This is a genomic window from Kitasatospora sp. Xyl93 (genome assembly GCF_055383135.1).
Genome location: NZ_AP029185.1, coordinates 8691827 through 8708690, shown reverse-complemented (window position 1 = coordinate 8708690; position 16864 = coordinate 8691827). Strand labels below are relative to the sequence as shown.

General features: G+C 70.9%; 13 protein-coding genes. 4 read left to right on the top strand and 9 right to left on the bottom strand.

The annotated features are described in order from the left end of the window. Positions 1-46: 46 nt before the first annotated feature. Together ACZ5GH_RS37905 and ACZ5GH_RS37900 are read right to left on the bottom strand one after the other, a co-directional pair. Complete coding sequence (locus ACZ5GH_RS37905) at positions 47-1705, bottom strand: alpha/beta hydrolase (protein WP_464336942.1); 1659 nt, start codon at positions 1703-1705, stop codon at positions 47-49. 2 nt (positions 1706-1707) lie between these two features. After that, on the bottom strand, positions 1708-2037 hold the full coding sequence (locus ACZ5GH_RS37900) for a hypothetical protein (protein WP_464336686.1): 330 nt from the start codon (positions 2035-2037) through the stop codon (positions 1708-1710). 623 nt (positions 2038-2660) lie between these two features. On the opposite strand from ACZ5GH_RS37900, the gene ACZ5GH_RS37895 reads away from it, so the two are divergent. From ACZ5GH_RS37895 to ACZ5GH_RS37885, 3 genes are all read left to right on the top strand, one after another. Then, complete coding sequence (locus ACZ5GH_RS37895) at positions 2661-3617, top strand: ATP-dependent DNA ligase (protein ID WP_464336685.1); 957 nt, start codon at positions 2661-2663, stop codon at positions 3615-3617. 788 nt (positions 3618-4405) lie between these two features. Next, on the top strand, positions 4406-5524 hold the full coding sequence (locus ACZ5GH_RS37890; protein WP_464336684.1) for an NADAR family protein: 1119 nt from the start codon (positions 4406-4408) through the stop codon (positions 5522-5524). Between the two features lie 112 nt (positions 5525-5636). Beyond that, complete coding sequence (locus ACZ5GH_RS37885) at positions 5637-6122, top strand: hypothetical protein (RefSeq protein WP_387760888.1); 486 nt, start codon at positions 5637-5639, stop codon at positions 6120-6122. Here the strand turns inward: ACZ5GH_RS37885 and ACZ5GH_RS37880 are convergent. From ACZ5GH_RS37880 to ACZ5GH_RS37870, 3 genes are all read right to left on the bottom strand, one after another. Then, a complete protein-coding gene (locus ACZ5GH_RS37880) occupies positions 6088-6870 on the bottom strand; it encodes an IS5 family transposase (protein ID WP_464336683.1) in 783 nt (260 codons plus the stop codon). The genes ACZ5GH_RS37885 and ACZ5GH_RS37880 overlap by 35 nt on opposite strands. 1427 nt (positions 6871-8297) lie before the next feature. Further along, entirely contained in the window at positions 8298-8780 is a 483-nt protein-coding gene (locus ACZ5GH_RS37875; RefSeq protein WP_464336682.1) for a GNAT family N-acetyltransferase, read from the bottom strand. Between the two features lie 48 nt (positions 8781-8828). Beyond that, a complete protein-coding gene (locus ACZ5GH_RS37870; RefSeq protein ID WP_464336941.1) occupies positions 8829-9713 on the bottom strand; it encodes an IS5 family transposase in 885 nt (294 codons plus the stop codon). 2592 nt (positions 9714-12305) lie between these two features. Between ACZ5GH_RS37870 and ACZ5GH_RS37865 the strand changes: the two genes are divergently transcribed. Further along, positions 12306-12830 (top strand): DUF1877 family protein, encoded by a 525-nt coding sequence (locus ACZ5GH_RS37865; protein WP_464336681.1) that lies wholly within the window; start codon positions 12306-12308, stop codon positions 12828-12830. A gap of 22 nt (positions 12831-12852) precedes the next feature. Here the strand turns inward: ACZ5GH_RS37865 and ACZ5GH_RS37860 are convergent, their stop codons facing one another. From ACZ5GH_RS37860 to ACZ5GH_RS37845, 4 genes are all read right to left on the bottom strand, one after another. Continuing rightward, positions 12853-13182, bottom strand: a complete 330-nt coding sequence (locus ACZ5GH_RS37860; RefSeq protein ID WP_464336680.1) for a hypothetical protein — start codon at positions 13180-13182, stop codon at positions 12853-12855. Between the two features lie 1201 nt (positions 13183-14383). Continuing rightward, complete coding sequence (locus tag ACZ5GH_RS37855; protein ID WP_464336679.1) at positions 14384-14875, bottom strand: M35 family metallo-endopeptidase; 492 nt, start codon at positions 14873-14875, stop codon at positions 14384-14386. Beyond that, a complete protein-coding gene (locus tag ACZ5GH_RS37850) occupies positions 14763-15359 on the bottom strand; it encodes an eCIS core domain-containing protein (protein ID WP_464336940.1) in 597 nt (198 codons plus the stop codon). Before ACZ5GH_RS37850 ends, ACZ5GH_RS37855 begins: the two co-directional genes overlap by 113 nt. A gap of 418 nt (positions 15360-15777) precedes the next feature. Further along, positions 15778-16203: a hypothetical protein gene (locus ACZ5GH_RS37845; protein WP_464336678.1), complete on the bottom strand. Its 426-nt coding sequence runs from the start codon at positions 16201-16203 to the stop codon at positions 15778-15780. Positions 16204-16864 lie beyond the last annotated feature (661 nt).

The window sequence follows — 16864 nt, the reverse complement described above, 5'->3', positions numbered from 1 at the left end:
GGATGAGGACCGAGCGGCCGGGCTGTGATTGGCCCGGCGCCGGTTGTTACGGGGGAGGCGGCGGGGTGGGGTATTCCTTGGGAACCGTGGTCGGCTGCTTCCCGACGATGATGCGGCCCTGGTTGTCGAGACTCTTACTGCCGGCGTCCCAGTACCCGCTGTGCCCAGAGGTGTCGGTCTGAATGTTGTTCCCGCCGAACGGTCTGACCATCGGGTCGTCGCCGAGGGTGAGTTCTGTGGCGAGTTCGATCGGGTCGTCTGCCGCCCGGCCGGTCCAGAAGTGGGCCGGGTCGATGTGGAGCTGGTCGGCGCGCTGGACGGTCATTCCTGGGCTGGCGATGGCGACGATGTCGTCGGCCCCCAGTCCCTGTCCGCCGGCGGCAGCCGCACCGACAAGGGTCGTCCCGTAGCTGTGGCTGAACACTGAGAGGTGGCTGTGGTGGTCGCCTTGGGCGACCCGCGTGCCCTGGGTGAACTGGCGCAGGGCCTCGGCTCCGTCCTCCGCCCGAGTGGTGCCGGCGATGGCGGCGTTCGCTTCTTGCAGGACCGGGATCTCGGGTGCGTCGTATCCGAGCCACGAGATCACGGAGACCTTCTGGTTCGTCCCCTTCGACGCCTCCTTCGCGGCCTCCTGCATGCTGTTGATGCGTTCGATCTGGCCTCCCGTGCTGCCGACAGTGGTCCCGGTCCCCGGCACCATGACGGCAGTGTGGTCAGCGGTGTCGGGATTGCCCATCGCGATGACCGCCTTACCGTCTCCGCTGTAGGACTTGGAGTCGTACGAGAGCAGGAACAACTGCTTGTCCTCGGCCATACTGTCGTGCTGGTCGAGCTGCTCCTTGAGCTTCATCAGGTTCTGCTCGCGGAGGTTGTACACCCCCTGGTCGCTTCCGCTTCCACGCGCGGTACCGGACCTCAGCCGGTCCAACTCCTGGTCGAGCGCCAGCCGGTTCGCCTCGTCCCGGACCGTTGCGGGTAGGCCGTCCAGCTGTCCGACCTTGTCCGGGTAAAGCGCCAGGTAACTGCTCTGCTGCTCCGGGGTCAGCGACTTCCACCAGTCCGCGGACTTCTGCGGGTCCTTGTTCTCGGGAACGTAAGGATCGGAGAGGCCGAGATCCTTCGCCACGTCCTTCACGTCCGTGGCAGTCTCGGCGACGGAGCCGAACGTCCTGGGACTGGTCAGGATGTCGGCGTCAAGGCGGCCGAGGGCGATGACGCCCTTGTCGCTCGCCTCCTTCGCATCGGCCAGTGCCTTATTGATCCGCTCCTGTGCCTGCGTGCGCAGGGTCTCCAGCGACTTGCGCTCCGGGTTGGACGCGGCCTCGGGATCGTTCTGCTCCCCCTTGCTCAGCGCCGGCAGATTCACTATCCCGTCGGCACCGACGGTCAGGCCCCACTCCTCGGCGCGGTGCACGGCGTTCTTCAGATTGGTCTGCGCCTGGTAGATCCGGTCGGCGACGGTGTCCAGAGCGAGTGCGACAGCGGCGGACTCCACACGCACGATCTCCAGGATCTGCTCATTCCGGCCCAGGGTGTAGAACGCCTTCTGCGCATCCTCCCCCTCCCAGTTGCCGTTCCTCAGTGGGGCGTTCACCTGGCTGCGGTGCCGGGTGTCAGCGGACTGCGCCCCGTTGGACAGGGCGCGCCAGGCCTTGGCAGCTTCGTGCAGTCCGGTCGGGTCGAAGCGGAGCAGCAACTCGAACATGCTCACTGGCCCGGCTTCTCCCATGCTTCGCCGATGTGCTGCTTCTGCCAGACCTCGGCGTTGGCGTTCTCGTTGTTCGCGTAGGCCTGTGCCGTGGCGGTGAGGTTGTCGGCCGTCTTCGTCAGGCGGTCACTGACACCCGCCAGCACCGGCGCCCAGCTACCGGCCACCTGGTTCAGCCGCGCGGCTACCGCCCACCCGGTCAGTTGGCTGGCGGCGGTCTGACTGGCGGTAACAGCGGCCTGGCTGGGCTTCGCGAAGTCCTCGCCGATAGCTCGCGCCGCTCCTGCGGACATGCGGATTTCACCTGGATCGACCTTGAGATGCCCCACAGCACTCCCCTCCCGACAACTTTCAGTCAGCAGGAATCCTATTCAGGTAACCGACTGACCCCTATCCGTATAGATACTCATTCGCTATCAGGTGATTTGCCACGTTATAGCTGTATGAGGCTTTTATGGCACCTAAATTCCCTGGCGGACCGGTCGAAGCGGTCGTTCAGCGGTCAGCGCGGACACGCCGGCGCCGGGACGGCAGCCGCCGAGGCCCGAGCGGGAGGCGCGGCCCGCCAGGGCTCCATCTACGAGCGCCGTAGGCCCGCCGCCGCTCCGGCTGGCCGGCGACCGCCGAGCAGCTGTGCCAGCCGGACGGCGGCAACGCCCCGATCAAGCAGACCCAGAAGCGCCTGCCCCGCCAGCACACCGAGGGCCTGTTCGGGCTGCGGGGCCGTCGCGGCGATCGCGCTCGCCCTGCCGCACACCATCGCATTCGGGTGACCACTCACCCAGCTGCCCGGCTCGCCGAACGCCTCGGCTCAGGTCGTCACCGCCAGCCGCGCCGCCGCCGAATCCCGGCATTGAGCCCGTGCGGCAGCCCGCGGCACACACCTCCCCGGGGCTGGCGGATGGGTGTATCCAGTTCCGCTCCGGGCGGTGCCCGGCGGCACCCTTGAGGTGTGAGTGCCCGAGGATCCGCGCGGGTGCGGCTGCCCCACATCGAGCCGATGCTGGCGACGGCCGGCCCGCTGCCGTCCGGGCCGGGGTGGGCCGCAGAGGTGAAGTGGGACGGGGCGAGGTGCGTTGCGTACGTGCCCGAGGCGGCGCCGGTGCGGTTGCTGGGCCGCTCCGGCGTGGATTTCACCGGCAGGTTCCCCGAGGTCGCCGACGCGCTCACGGAGGTCCGCGGCCCGCTGGTCCTGGACGGCGAGCTGGTGGTGATGCGCTCCGGTATCCCGTCGTTCGCCGCGCTGCAGGGCCGCATCCACCGCACCCGCCCGGCCGCGGTGCGGGCCGGCGCGGCCGCCGCGCCGGCCCTGTACGTCGCGTTCGACCTGCTGCACACCGGTGAGCGGTCACTGCTCGACGAGCCGTACGCGCGCCGGCGCGAGCTGCTGGAGGGCCTGGAGCTGGAGCGGCCGCACCTGCGGGTGCCGCCGGTCTGGGACTCGGTCACCGACGCCTACGGCTGGACTCGCGAGCATCAGCTGGAGGGTGTCGTGGCCAAGCGGCGCGACTCCCTGTACCGGCCCGGTAGCCGCTCCCGGGACTGGACCAAGGTCAAGCACCTGCGGGTGGCGGACGTCGTGATCGGCGGTTGGCTGCCCGGCGGCCCGGGCGGTACCTCGGTGCGCGCCGTCCTGGTCGGCGTCCCCGCCCCAGCCGACGACGGCCGGCTCCTGTTCGTCGGCTCGGTCAGCAGCGGCATGGTCACCGCCGAGAAGCGTGCCCTGGCCGCCACCCTGCGCCGCCTCGCCGTCCCGGTGTCACCGTTCACCACCGGCGCCGGCCTGGGGCTGGCGCGCGGCACCGAGGTGCGGTTCGTACGGCCCGAGCTCCACGCCGAGGTCGAGTTCCTGGAACTGACCGACGCCGGCCGGCTCCGGCAACCGGTCTGGCGAGGGCTCCGCGGCTGACGTGGGGCGCAGCCGGCCGGGCCCGTGGGAGCAGGGGGGTGTGCCGCGAGGCCACAACGCCGGCCGCTTCCCGAACACGTCATACGCCCACCGGGCCGCCTCCCCGCCCCGCAGACCCGCCCGCTCCCCCACCGACAGATCCCTGCGCACCGCCCGCTGCAGGGCCCGCAGTGATGGAAAGGAGGCAGTGGGATCGTCGGCGGCCCCGGCGGCGAGCTCACGGTGGACCGCGGCGGTGTTCCCGCCCCAGAACGTCAGCAGACGCCGAACCTCCGGGGTGAGAACCGTCCGCTCGCGCGGCCGGGCCGAAAGCCGCCCCTCCGTACGGGCGGCAGCCACCCAGTACCAGACCGCCCGTTCCGACACCCCCATCGCCGACGCGACCAGACGCACGTGAGCGGTGGTCAGCTCCCCCCGGCTGTCCAGATCCATCAACCGGGCCACCGATCCCTCACGCCCCACCACGGCGGCCGGCCTCTCCTGTGAAAAGGCCTGGCGCGGGCGGCGGTGTCTGCGGGCGCATGGTTGGTTCGCGCATTCCATGACTCCTCCCCCACTGGTGGTCTCGCAGCAGGACCGCTGCCTTGCGCGGCGAGACTGCCCACGGCCAGGCGGTCTCATCCCGACACGCCGCGATGCGGCACACGATGGACGGAACGAAAACGGCACCAGGTTTCAGCAGTACAGTCGCGGGCGACAACAGCCGTTCAGCAGCAAGACGGCATCACCGATCAGTGGGCCGGGCCCTGCAGGAGGAACGCGGAACGGCGGCCTCTACGCTGGCGGGCATGTCAGGATTCCGGCGCACTTTCAGGCATGCGGACGGCGAACGCATCCTTGGTACGTGGCGGCACGTGTTCATCCGCAACGGCAGCGACTACTTCCTCACGGACCTGTTGATCTATGCCGACGGGCTGGTCGACTGCTGGGGACTGGTCACCGTCGAGGAGTTCGCAGAGAAGCTGCGCAGCGGGTGGGTCGCCACCACGCTCGAGGACGGTGCGCGGGCGTCGGCCCACCATGTGGCCGCATGGAAGTTCGCTGAGGTCCAGTCGTGGACGACACCGGAACAACTGCTGGGTGAGGTCCGCGACGAGATCGACCGCCTCAACGGCCGGCCCGACTCCACCGGCCGCTGCCTGGCAGCAGTCACCGCGTTCCGCGCCGAGCCGAGCGAGGAACAGCGCGCCGGGCTGCGGGAGGCGTACCTGGCCGTCCCCGAGCATTTGCGCCGCTACGCGCTGGGCGACATGGACGCCAAAGACTGGCCGCTGAAAGCCCTCGCCGCCGGGGCCGGGGCGCGCCTGTTCGGTGGCGGGCCGGTCGTCACCGACGAGATGTACCAGCATGCGCTGGCGTACTTCGCCGAGCGCGACCAGGCACTCGCCCGGGCCGCCGCGCGCCGCCCCGTGGACGGAGCGGATGTCGCCCACGCGCCTGCCATCGAACTGGGCCAGGTCGTCTACCCCAACGGCTGGCCGGCCGATCCCGGCGTCCTGGTCCTGCGCAACGAGTACCCGGCACCGATCGAGATCGACGGTGTGGCGTACCCGACCGTCAGCCACGCCTACTGGGCCCTGTCCACCACGCACGAGCAGCACCGGGAGACGATCCGCGCCGCGAACACCCCCTACGACGCGCAGCAAGCCGCCAAGGCCGCTCCCCGGCACCCCGGCTGGGAACAGGCCCGCGCTGCGGTGATGGCCCGGCTACTGCGCGCGAAGTTCTTCCAACACCCCGACTTGGCAAAGGTGTTGGTCGAGACAGGAGACGCCACGATCCTCTACACCGACATGCGCTCCCGTTACTGGAGCCAGCACGACCAGACAGGGCGTAACTGGACGGGCCGCCTCCTCGAACTCATCCGCTCTGAACTCGCTGCAGACCAGCACGGCCTGGCCCGCTGAGAAGTCGTTGTCTTTCCGATAATGACGGGTGCGTTTCCGCTGGTCAGGCGTAGTGCCGGTGCCTCGGTGGCAGAGACGGGTTGTCGTGTCGTCTCTTCGGTGGAGGTGCCGGATGCCGTCGGTGATGGGGCTGCTGGAGGAGCGTGAACGCTCCGCCCGGCAACGTGTGGAGGCCCTTCAGGCCGAGCTGCGGGAGGCGGAAGCCGCGTGGGAACGGTTCGTGATCGCCCGTGAGACGGTGGCCGAGGTGCTGGCCCTTCCTCGCGGCGGCGAAGACGGGCCGTCGGTTGTGGCGGCCGATGAGGGGACGAAGCAGGTCGCCGCAGCGGTGCCCGGTTCCGTGGTGCCGCAATGGCGTGAAGGACTCGCCCCAGCAGTGCTGGCACCGGACTACCAGCGGCTCGTGGAGATCCTGGTCGAGCGGGACGGGGAGGAGATGGACTGTCGGCAGCTCGCGGCGACACTCGGGCTGGAGCCGGTTCCGGCGAAGGTGGAGGGAGTGCGGTCGAAGGCCAAGCGGCTGGCCGCGCGGGGCTGGCTCGTCGAGGAGCGGCCGGGAATGTTCAGTGTGCCCGCCGGGCGAGCCGGCGGCTCATAACCATGCTCATCGACCACCGGATCATCGCTTCGGAGGTGTCGGTGCGCCTCTCGTAGTCGCGGGCCAGGCGGCGTGAGTGCATCAGCCACGCGAACGTCCTCTCCACCAGCCACCTTTTCGGCAGCACCACGAAGCCCGTGGCATCATCGGTCCGCTTGACCACGGTCAGCGCGATCCGCAGCACGTCGCGGGCGAGGTCGACCAGGCCTCCCGTGTAGCCGCCGTCGGCCCACACCAGCGAGATGCGCCAGTGCCGCTCACGCATCCGCTCCAGCAGGGTTCGGCCGGCCTCGCGGTCGGTGACCGAGGCAGCGGTGACCATGACGGCCAGCAGCAGCCCGAGGGTGTCCACGACGATGTGCCTCTTGCGGCCGTTCACCTTCTTCCCGCCGTCGAACCCCCGGCTCACGGCCGGCACCGACGCGGCCCCTTTCACCGACTGCGCGTCGACGATCCCGGCGGTCGGCTCCGGATCACGACCCGCCGCCTTGCGGACCCGGTCGCGCAGCCGGTCGTGGAACTCGGCGACCAATCCCTTGTCCCGCCAGCGCCGGAAGAAGGCGTAGACGCGGTCCCATGCGGGGAAGTCCGCGGGCACCGCCCTCCAGGCGATGCCGCCCGCGACCAGGTAGCGCACCGCGTCGACCAGTTGCCGGTGGCAGTAGCCCTCCGGCTGCCCGCCGCGGCCTTCCAGCCAGGCGGGCACGGGCATCGCGTCGCGCACGACGGCCCACTCCGCGTCGGTCATGTCCGAGGGGTACCTCGGACGCCTGTGCGGCCGGTTGCCGGCGTTCCCGAACCGGTGAGCGAGGCAATCACACGACAGGGGTGCGGAGTTGGACGGCAACGCCAGAGAGACGGAAGACTGCAGCACCAGGGGCCTCCTGATTGCTCGGCTGGATTCGACACCCACGAGCTGTGCGGGAGGCCCCACTTCCATGCCCCGCCGACCAGAAGATCACCCAACCGAGTCGGCAGACTCGAACTCACGATCACAAAGATCGATAGAGCAACGGCTAGTGAACACACAGGCCATGGTGTGGTCGCACCAGCAAGTCCCACCATCGGCCGCGTCGGCCTCCGGCAGCCGTCATAGCAGGTGGCAGCAAAACCTCACCGAACAACGACACCGTGTTTCAACGCCAACACGCCACCAACTTTCAGCGACTTGACGCCCTGACCAACCCAACCAGAACACCGGCCACTGAAAACACGTGACGCACCACCACTGCAAGCCACACACCGCATATCACCTGGGGCGGGGCCTGCGGCCCTCGAAGGGACGCCGGTGGGCCTCCGGCCCGGCCCGGGCCTCCCCGAATCCGGTGGCGGGCCTCACGAACAGCCCGGACGACGGCCCCTAACGGGCCCGCAACCGAGAATCCCAGCCGGGTATCCGAAGCATATTCGGCGGCGTTTCCCCGACTTCCGTACGGCTCTATAGCACCGATTCCCGGACGGGCTCGGGAAGCGAACAAAAAATCTCGCGGAAACGCCCGTACCCGCTCTATCCAGCCACACTCACAGACGGAATACGAATTATTCTCCGTCGTCCTTTCAGGCTGCAATCCTAAAGACTCGCACGGCGCAGCGGTCAGAAATCCCATTCAGGCACGCTGGAAAGGGGCCTACGGCCCTCCGTACCGACACGGCAACCGCCCTCCAGACGCACCCAGGAAATCCCGCCCAGCGTCAACCAAACAATTCCCGGAGCAGCACCACCAAACCGAACACCGAACCAGGACGACGGGGCCTCGACGGCACAGCGGGGCGGGGCGCAGCGGGGCCCGGCACCGGGCAGCGCGCACCCGGAACCGGCCAGGACGACGGGGCCTGGACGACGGCCCTGGGCAGCACCGCGGGCGGCAGCCAGGACCGCCACCAGGCGGGGCGCACCGAACGGCCAGGTGGCCGGCACGGGCGGCCGCCGGCCGAGACGGGGGCGCAGCGGGACGTCCTGGCGGCCGACCAGGACGGCGGCCAGGGCGCGCCAGCGCGGGTACGGCACCGGACGGCGCGGGCTGACCTGTGACAGCAAAGTCGGGACAGTTGTCACCGAAGTTGGGAACAGTGCCTGTTTGTGACAGCGAAGTTGGGAAGTACTGGCGCAAGCGGCGCGATGAGGCCGACGATCGATCGGCGGCCCCTCTTGGATCCGCGCTGTCGAGTGCGAGTTCAATCAGTCGGCGTGGTGGGGGACCGCAGGCCGAGCCACTGTTCGGCGTCCCAGGCCTCGAACCGCTCTACCTCGGTGAAGCCCAGCTTCGCCGCGAGACGCATCGAGGCGACGTTGGCGCTCTGGGTGGTGAGCACCACCGGCTCGCCGGGAAGTGTGTCGGCGAGCCAGCCGAGTGCCGCCGCGCACGCCTCGGAGGCGTACCCGAATCCCCATGCCTGCGGCAGGAACAGGTAGCCGAGCTCGGCCTTCCCAGCGGCAGCCGGGCGACGGTTCCCCGCTGCTCTCCTGAGCAGGATCTGGCCGATCATCGCCCCGTCGAGCTCAACGACGAAGCTCCCGGGCCACCGTTCGGGCGCCCCGGACATCACGCGCTCAAGCTCGTCACGCGGCCGGGGGCCGCCGAGGTAGGTGTGCACCTCTGGCGAGGCGAGCAACTCGATGAACGCCGCACGGTCCCGGGTCTCGGGCTCACGGAGCACGAGCCTCTTGGTCCTGATCGGCTCAGAAAGTGTTGGGTAATCGGGTGATCACTCGTTCTTGAGGTCGTCGGCGAGGCGGCGGGCTGCTTCGGTCTCGATGGGGCCGCGTGGTTCGATCTCCTCGCCGGCGAGGCGGGCGGCCATGAGCCGGATCATGGCGACTTTGATCATCGCTTCGGCGTGCGCGGTCTTGCGCTCGTAGTCCCGTGCCAACCGTCTGCACCGTCCCAGCCAGGAGAATGTCCGCTCGACCACCCACCTGCGGGGCAGCACCTGGAACCCTTTCACATCCGCGTTGCGCGGCACCGCGACGACCGCCAGACCCTCGTGCTCCGCCGCCCAGCCGACCAGGCCGGCATCGACCACGTTCACGTAACCGCCGTCGACCCAGACCAACCCGACCTGCGGAAACATGTCCCTGATGCCGGCGAGGACGAGCTTCGCGCCCGCCCGGTCCTGCACCGAGGCCGAGTGCACGACCACCCGCAGCACCAGCCCGCAGGTGTCCACCAGCAGGTGCCGCTTGCGGCCCCGCACCCGCTTGCCCGCGTCGTAGCCGATCGCCTGCCCGCCCTGGTGGCTGCGGGCCGACTGCGAATCCAGCACCGCCGCCGAGGGCTGTGGATCCCGTCCGTCGGCCACCCGGACCCGCTCCCGCAACACGTCGTGGACCCGGTCCCAGACGCCGTCCGCCGTCCAGGCACGGAACCACCGGTAGGCCACGTCCCAGGGGGCGAGGTCGTGTGGTACCAGCCGCCACGCGCATCCGCTGACCAGCACGTACAACACGGTGTCCACGACCAGCCGACGCGGGAACTTCAACGGACGGCCGGCCCGGCGTGGATCCCGAACCGGCAGCAGCGGCTCGATCACCGCCCACTGGGCATCCGTCAACGACGAGTCATAGGACGGCTTGCACGCGCAGACACACATGGCGGTGATCTTCGCGGACACCCCGACCGCGAAGATCACCGCCAGCGCGTCACGGCACGCAGTTGATCAATTACCCAACACTTTCTCAGGCGGCCAAGCCACGGGTCCAAGCTCAGTCATGACGAGCAACCTACCGCGCCGTCCGTCGGCAGGAGCCTCAGGCGACCGACGAGACCGATCACTTCCAAGTTCAGTGTCACAAACCAGCGTTGTCCCGACTTTGGTGACAATCGTCCCAACTTCGCTGTCACAGATCACGGGCGGCGGGAACCGCCGAGGCCGGCGGACCGAACAGCCCGGTGCAACACGGCACCGCAACACGCCCACCCGCCCCCGCTCCCGGCCACATAGCACCTGGTCAGACCCGCAACACGGCCCCGTGTCGCACCCCAGCGCAACACCGCGTTGCACCCCTCGCGTTGCACCCCGCACCCACCGCCCCGGCCCCCAGCCACCGGCCGCCGAGCACCACCACCAGGACCAGGCGGTCGGGAAGGCCGGCCTTCCCGACCGCCACCGCCGAGCAGCAGCCCCGCCCCCGCGCCCTGTCGCACCCACCTGTCGCACCCACACCACACACAGGGGAACAGGGCTATCCGCCCACGTCACAGCACAGAGACCAGCGCGGCCACCAGCTCGCGCCGGGTCGGGACCGGCAGCACCAGCGGGCCCAACTCCTTTGCAGCGCAGGCCTGTTCGCACTGCGGGCGCTCCAGCCGGTCCGGCCGAGCCTTCTCCCGCAGCTCCAGCTTCGAGCCCGCCGCTGGCCGGCCGGGACGCAGCCGAACGGCAGCCGGGTGGAGCGCAGCAGGTGAGCACCAACGGCCAGCGCGCGGACAACAGCCGATGTCGACGGGCCCGTACGACACCCGGACCGCAGCCGCGGCCAGGCCAGGCGGGACGGCGGAGGCACCGCGGCAGCGGCCGGACCGGGACGACGGCGGGCGCCCGGAGGAGACGTACGGGCCGGACGAGTACCGCGAGCGGCAGCGCCTCCGGCCTACACCCGCCGGCCGGGCTGGCAGCCAGGTGGAGCACAGCGGCCCCGGCCGACGGCCCGGCAGCAGCCGGGCAGCCGCCGATGTCGACGGGGCCCGTACGACAACCGGACCGCAGCCACGGCCGGACGGAGCGGCCCGCGGCCGTGCGGCCGAGCGGCGGGAACGGGAAACGGCGACCAGACCGGGACGGGACGGCGAAGGCACAACAGCAACGGTCCGAACCAGGACGACCACGGGCAGGCGGCGAACGGCGAACGGCGGAGCAGCAACGGGTCCGAACCCGCCATCGCCCCGGCCGGCCGGCGACTACCGGCTGCAGCACAGCCCAGGAGCGGAAGCAGCCCAGCATGAGCCGGACCAGCGAACCAGCCGGACCGCGGCCGCTGCGGCCCAGCAGCAGCCGGAACCGTACGACAGCGGACAGGAGGGGGTGAGCAGCGCCGCCTTCGGCCGGCGACTACCGGGTGGAGCGCAGCGGCCCCAGACGGCTGGCGAAGCGGACCGGCGCCAGCCGGGCAGGACAGCCGCGGCAGCCGGACGGCGGACGGCGGCCGTCCGGAGACAGCGAGCCGCGGCGCCCTTCGGCCTCCACCAGCCGACCGGGACGCAGCCGGCCGGGCGCACGCCGACGTCGACGGGACCGTACGACAGCAGCGAGCACCGGCCGGGAACAACTGACGACAGCAGCCGGACGGCGGCCGCGAGCGGGGCTCAGCCGAGCGCGCGTTGCAGGGCGCAGCCGTCCGGGCGGACCTGGACAGCGACGGCGGGCACTGGGGCCGACGACTACCGGGTGGCGTGCAGCGGCCCCGGACGGCTGGCGGACCGTACGACACCGGACGGGCGGGACGGCCGGGGCGCCGGGTCGGCGGCAGATGGGTGGGGCGAGCAGGACGTCGACCTGGCAGCCGGACGGTGGCCGGAAGCGGCCCACCGTGAGCGGGACCAGCGAAGCGGCCGGACGGCGGGAGCGGGAAGCGGCGGCCAGGCCGGGACGGGACGGCGGAGGCACAACGGCAGCGACCGGGCCGGGAGGACGGCGGACGACGGGCGGGCTGAGCGACGGCGGCCAGCGGCGGAGCACCAACGGTCCGGGCCCGCCATCGCCCCGGCCCGGCCCGGCCCGGCCGGCGACTCCTGGCTGCGGTGCAGCCGAGGGGACGGCGGGCCAGCGTGAGCCGGGCCAGCGAAGCGGCCAGGACGGCGGCCGCCAGGGCCCGGCAGCAACCGGGACCGTACGACAGCGGGCGGGCGGGGGTGAGCAGCGGCGCCTTCGGCCTCCTCCCGCCGGCCAAGACGGCAGCCGGACGGCAGCCGGGTGGAACGCAGCAGGTGGGCAACCACCGGGCCAGGACGACGGACAGCGGCCGGGGGACGAGCAGGCACGGCGGACGGCACGGCGGACGGCACGGCGGACGGGCAGCGGCCGGGGAGCGGGAGCGGGAGCGGGAAACGGCAGCCAGGACCGCAGCCAGATGAACGTGCTCAGCTTGCCGTCCTGGCATTCGCCCGGTTTGTCAGAGCGGTCACCTAACCTGCCGTGCGAGCGGCACCAGGGATGCCGGGCAGCAGCATGGGAGTGGGTGGCGAGATGAGCGTGGACTTCTTCTGGCGGCGTGTGGCCGGCAAGTCGCTGGATGAGCTCTCACCGAAGGAGCTGGACGCGCTTGTGCCGCACTGGTGCGATCCGGAATTCAAGCCGCTCCGCGAGACCGGCATGGTGATGGCCGTGGAGCGCAACGGCCACTTGATGCACTTCGCGTTGACAGCAGCCAGCGCGACCTCCCGTGACGTCGCTCAGCTGCCGGTCTTCGGGGGTGAGCAACGGGTCGAGGGCAAGGAAGACCCCGAGTACGGGTTCGTCAGGACAGAGCTGTGGGTGCTTCGCCCCAACCAGGTGCAGGACGCCTCAGCCTTCCTGCAAGAAGTCGCGGTCGACGACCTGTTGAGAGGCTTGGATGCTGCGCTGGCACGACAGGTCACGTCCCTGGGCTTCTCCACGCCGTGGAGCCAAAAATGGGCAGAGGATATGGCCGCCGACCTCAAGGAACTAAAGAACTTCTTCGCTGAGGCCGCAGTTGCGGGCGACGCAATGGTCAAGTTCGAGTCGGCTTGAGCAGGTCACCATCAGGCCGGCCTCACCGCACTACGCAGACCTCGGGCAGCGGCAGGCGCCACTCTCCCAGCAGCACCACGAGTACCTGGCGGGCCAAAGCCCGGGCCTGGGCCCAGCCCGGATCCGCAGCCACTACGTCCTCGGTCCACCGGCCACTTTGATCCTGGCCGCTCATCTCCCCGAAGATCAGATCGATCGCACCCAGGTCAGGCACGACCGCCGGGTCGAGAGCCCCCTCCTTCACCAGGCTTTCGGCCATCCGAAAGGCATGCTCGAAATCCAAAGCGATGTCGTCCGTCGTCACCCCGCGCACGGCCACCCAGGCCAGTTGCTCCGAGGCGTCGGTAGCCACCACAGTCAGCGGCTCGATCAGCAGACGCCGAGGAGACCATCATCACGGCTCTTCACCCGAAGAATCGTCGCACGGAACCGAACCTCGCGGGCATACCTACAGCTCCCGATCTGAGCACGTCTACCGCGGCGGGGCGGCGGGGCCACTCCCCCACGCGTCCGCCAGGCCCGGAGCCGGAGACGGCCGGGGCAGGACGGCCGCGCAGCGGCAGACGGGGCGGAGTCCGAACGACGGCAGACGGAGCCCAGGCCGGATGGGAACGGGCGGTCGACGGCCCGGGCGGCGGTAGCAGGAGGCAGGAGAAGTCACTCCCCCACCGCCCCGGACGGACGCCCGCCCCAGCGACACGGGCGGCACCGCGCAGCACGGCGGCCCGGCCGGACAGCACGGCGACAATAACGGTGGGGCGGGCGCCCGGGCCGGGGGTAGGAGCGGAATCTCCAGGAGCTGGAGCGGACCGGACGGGCCCGGGGTGCGGCCGGCGGCCGGTGGGGGCGGGCGACCGGGACGGCGCGGCCGGACCGCGGAGTGTGCCCGGGGCGGGCACCCGGCGGATAGCCGACCGGCCCGGGGCAGCGGACGGAGGGACGGACCGGGCCGGTGAGACAGACGTTGTCCCAGGGCGGTGCCGGGGTCGAGTCCGGGTTGTCCCCGCCCCCCGGAACCGGCAGCAGGGGCCCCGGCGGCCCGGCACCGGGGTTGGTGTGTGGACGCCGAAGACGGTGAGGACAGCGGCGCGACGCGGCCAACGCCCGACGGCGGCGGCGGGCGCCCAGGGGCGGCGGCTCGGAGCGGGCCCGGCGAACCGGTGCGGCGGCAGCAGGGTCGGCTGGGCCCCGGGCGTTGTCCCGGGGCGGCCGACTCGACGGACGGATTGTCCCGCACCCCGCGCATCTTCGGTCAGCACGTTGTCCCCGCTGCGCGGCACGTTGTCCGCGCCGTGCAGCGGGCGGTGGGTGGCGCCTCCCCGAAGCAGGGCCTGCGTCAGGACATCCGACCGAGAACGGCCCCACCAAGTGCCGCTGTGCTTCGCCTCGTCGGTCGCCGCCGACAGCCCGCAGCGGTCGGCACCCCCGGGCGCGCGCCACTCATCGACAGCCCCGCACGGCCGACCAGCTGGCGGACGCCAGCGGCTACACGCCGATCCGCAGGTCTCAGCTCCGGCCGCCCCGCCCACGCACAGCCACCCCGGTGGGGTCACTCAGTCGGAGCCGCTCTCCGACTCGCTGACCCGCTCGCTCTCCGACTCGCTCTCCGACTCGCTCTCCGGACTCAGCGAGGCCGAGCCCGCTTCGTCCGCGAAGTACTCGTAGTTGTAGGCGCACATGAGGGCCCCGGCAGGCGAGGCGGCGGCGAACGCTTCGGCGGCCGAGCGGCCGAACCCGCTCTCGTCGTGGGTGTCGGAGGCGGCGTGCGTCGCCTCGTGCACCAGGGTCAGGGCCTGCTGGCGGCTGTTGCTGCTCCAGAACCTGTCGGCGAGGCTGATCGGACCGTGTTGGACGGTGTACGCGTGCACGCCCGCCTCGTTGCCGACCATCATGTTCGGCTGGTGGTCCTCGATCAGGACCGATTCGAGGATGTCACTCGCGCCCTCGTAGACCTCCTCGATGTGGCTGAAGATCTCCTTGTCCACGTGCTGCCCGAAGTACCGGACGAAGATCGGTTCGTCCAGCGGGTAGTTCCGTTCCTTCATCTCGTCGAGCAGGCCGAGGGCTTCCTCGATGATTGGCCTGCGCGTCCTGGACGGCTTTCTCCACCACCTCCGCTCGGCCCTCGCCACCGACCTGCACTCGGGCCCGCTGAACGGCGGCGCGCCGCAGGACGCCCCGCCCGGACACGTCCCGCTCCGACTCCGTCAGCGACTGCCCCGTCATCCGCTGAACCGGCGCTGCCAGGGCCCGCGTGGCGTTCGCCTCGGCCTCGCGTTCAAAGGAGTCGGCGGGGTCGCTGATCCTCAGGCCGGAGCCGTTGTCCGTCCCGGCGACCGCCCCCGAGCGCTGCTGAATCACATGGGTCAGCTCATGGGCGAGCGTGCGGCGGTCCGCGCCGCCCTCACCAATGACTACGTCGTTGCCCGAGGTGTAGGCACGGGCACCGATCTCGGCGGCGGAGGCCTTCGCGGCGGGGCCGGTGTGCAGGCGGACATCGGAGAAGTCCGCCCCCAGACGGCCTTCCATGTCGGTCCGCGTCCGGTCGTCCAACGGGCGCCCGGCCCCACGCAACACCTCGTGCACCGCGGCCGCCGGCCCACCGGCCCGGGACCCGTGCTCGGCCAGCATCCTGCCCACCGCAGCGTTGCCGACGCTTCGCTGCAGACCACTCAGGTCGGCGGCGGTCAGCAGCCGGGCCCGCGCAGGGCCCTGGCCAGTCGCGCCGACGTCCGGCCCCGCGGTGCGCCGCGGGCCCTCGGAGGATTTCCGTTCCGGCCTCCGGTGTGCGTGCATGACCGTCTCCGTCCGTACGCGAGCACGACGTTGCTTTCCTACCTAACGCGCTGCTTCCCAGCACAGGGCCGCAGGCCTCCCGTATACGACGCCCATAAGAGCCCTACGAGACCGGCGTGATCGGCCTGCGTCCTCGTGGTGCCCGCCGGGGTCACATCACACACTTTGGCAAGACCGCCGTGTCGTTCTGCCAGCCGTAGGCGTCCAGGTAGGTGTCGCTGACGAAGACGTTCTTGTGTTTGGTGTCGTCGTCGGTCTTCAGCCAGATATTGCTGTAACGGCCGTTCTCCACCGCGTGGTAGTCCTGTCCCCGCGTCCAGCAGTAGAAGTAGCTCCTCCCCTTGTACAGCCAGCCGACGTGGCTTGAGTCCTCGGCGTCCGGCGTCTTGTGCGACCACTGGTCGAAAACCATGGTCAAGTAGGCGAAGGCGAGTGAGGGGGACGCGGTGGTGGTTTTGGCGGTGATGGCGGCCGGCACGGCCACGCCGGCCCCGGCGGTGGTGGTGAGAACAAGGGCAGCGGCGGCCGCCGTGGTGGCCACGCCCTTCGCGGCAGACGTGATCAGGCTGCGCGACATGGAGACACTCCCGTTGGCTTCCTGGTGCTGACGCCCGGCCTGGACCGGCTCACGGCAAGTCTTTCAGTGACGGTCCGTCAGGGGAAGGTTTGTGCCCGATTCCCGCCCCATCCGCCGCAGCGCCGACCGGGCGGGACGGCGGCGAGTAGGGCGTCCGAGGCGCCGAGGACGGCGGCCTGGGCGACGAGGACGGCGACGGGCCGGTCCCGGACGGCGGGAAGCGGACCGGGACGGCAGCGAGCAGCACCCGACGAGCAGGACCCGGATGGCGACAAGCCGGCCCGACGCGGGACGGCGGCGACCGGACGGCCGCGAGCAGCACCAGGTCGACCGAGCAGGATGTCGTGCAGTCGGCTGGCCCACCACACCGACGAGCAGATCGACCCGGCCCCCTGCGGGGCGCCAGAAACGACCCACAACCGGCCAGACACCAACACAGGGGGCCACGCCAAACCCAGCCGACGGAGGCCGGGCCCGGCGGGCACAGCGGGCCCGGACAGCGGCCGGACGGCGGAGCAGCGACGGTCCGGACCCGCCATCGTCCCGGGCGGCGGCTACCGGCTGCGGCACAGCCAAGGCAGGCGGAAGCGGCCCGGTCTGAGCGGGACAAACGAAGCAGTCGGACGGCGACGGCACAACGGCAGCGCGCAGCTGGCACGGA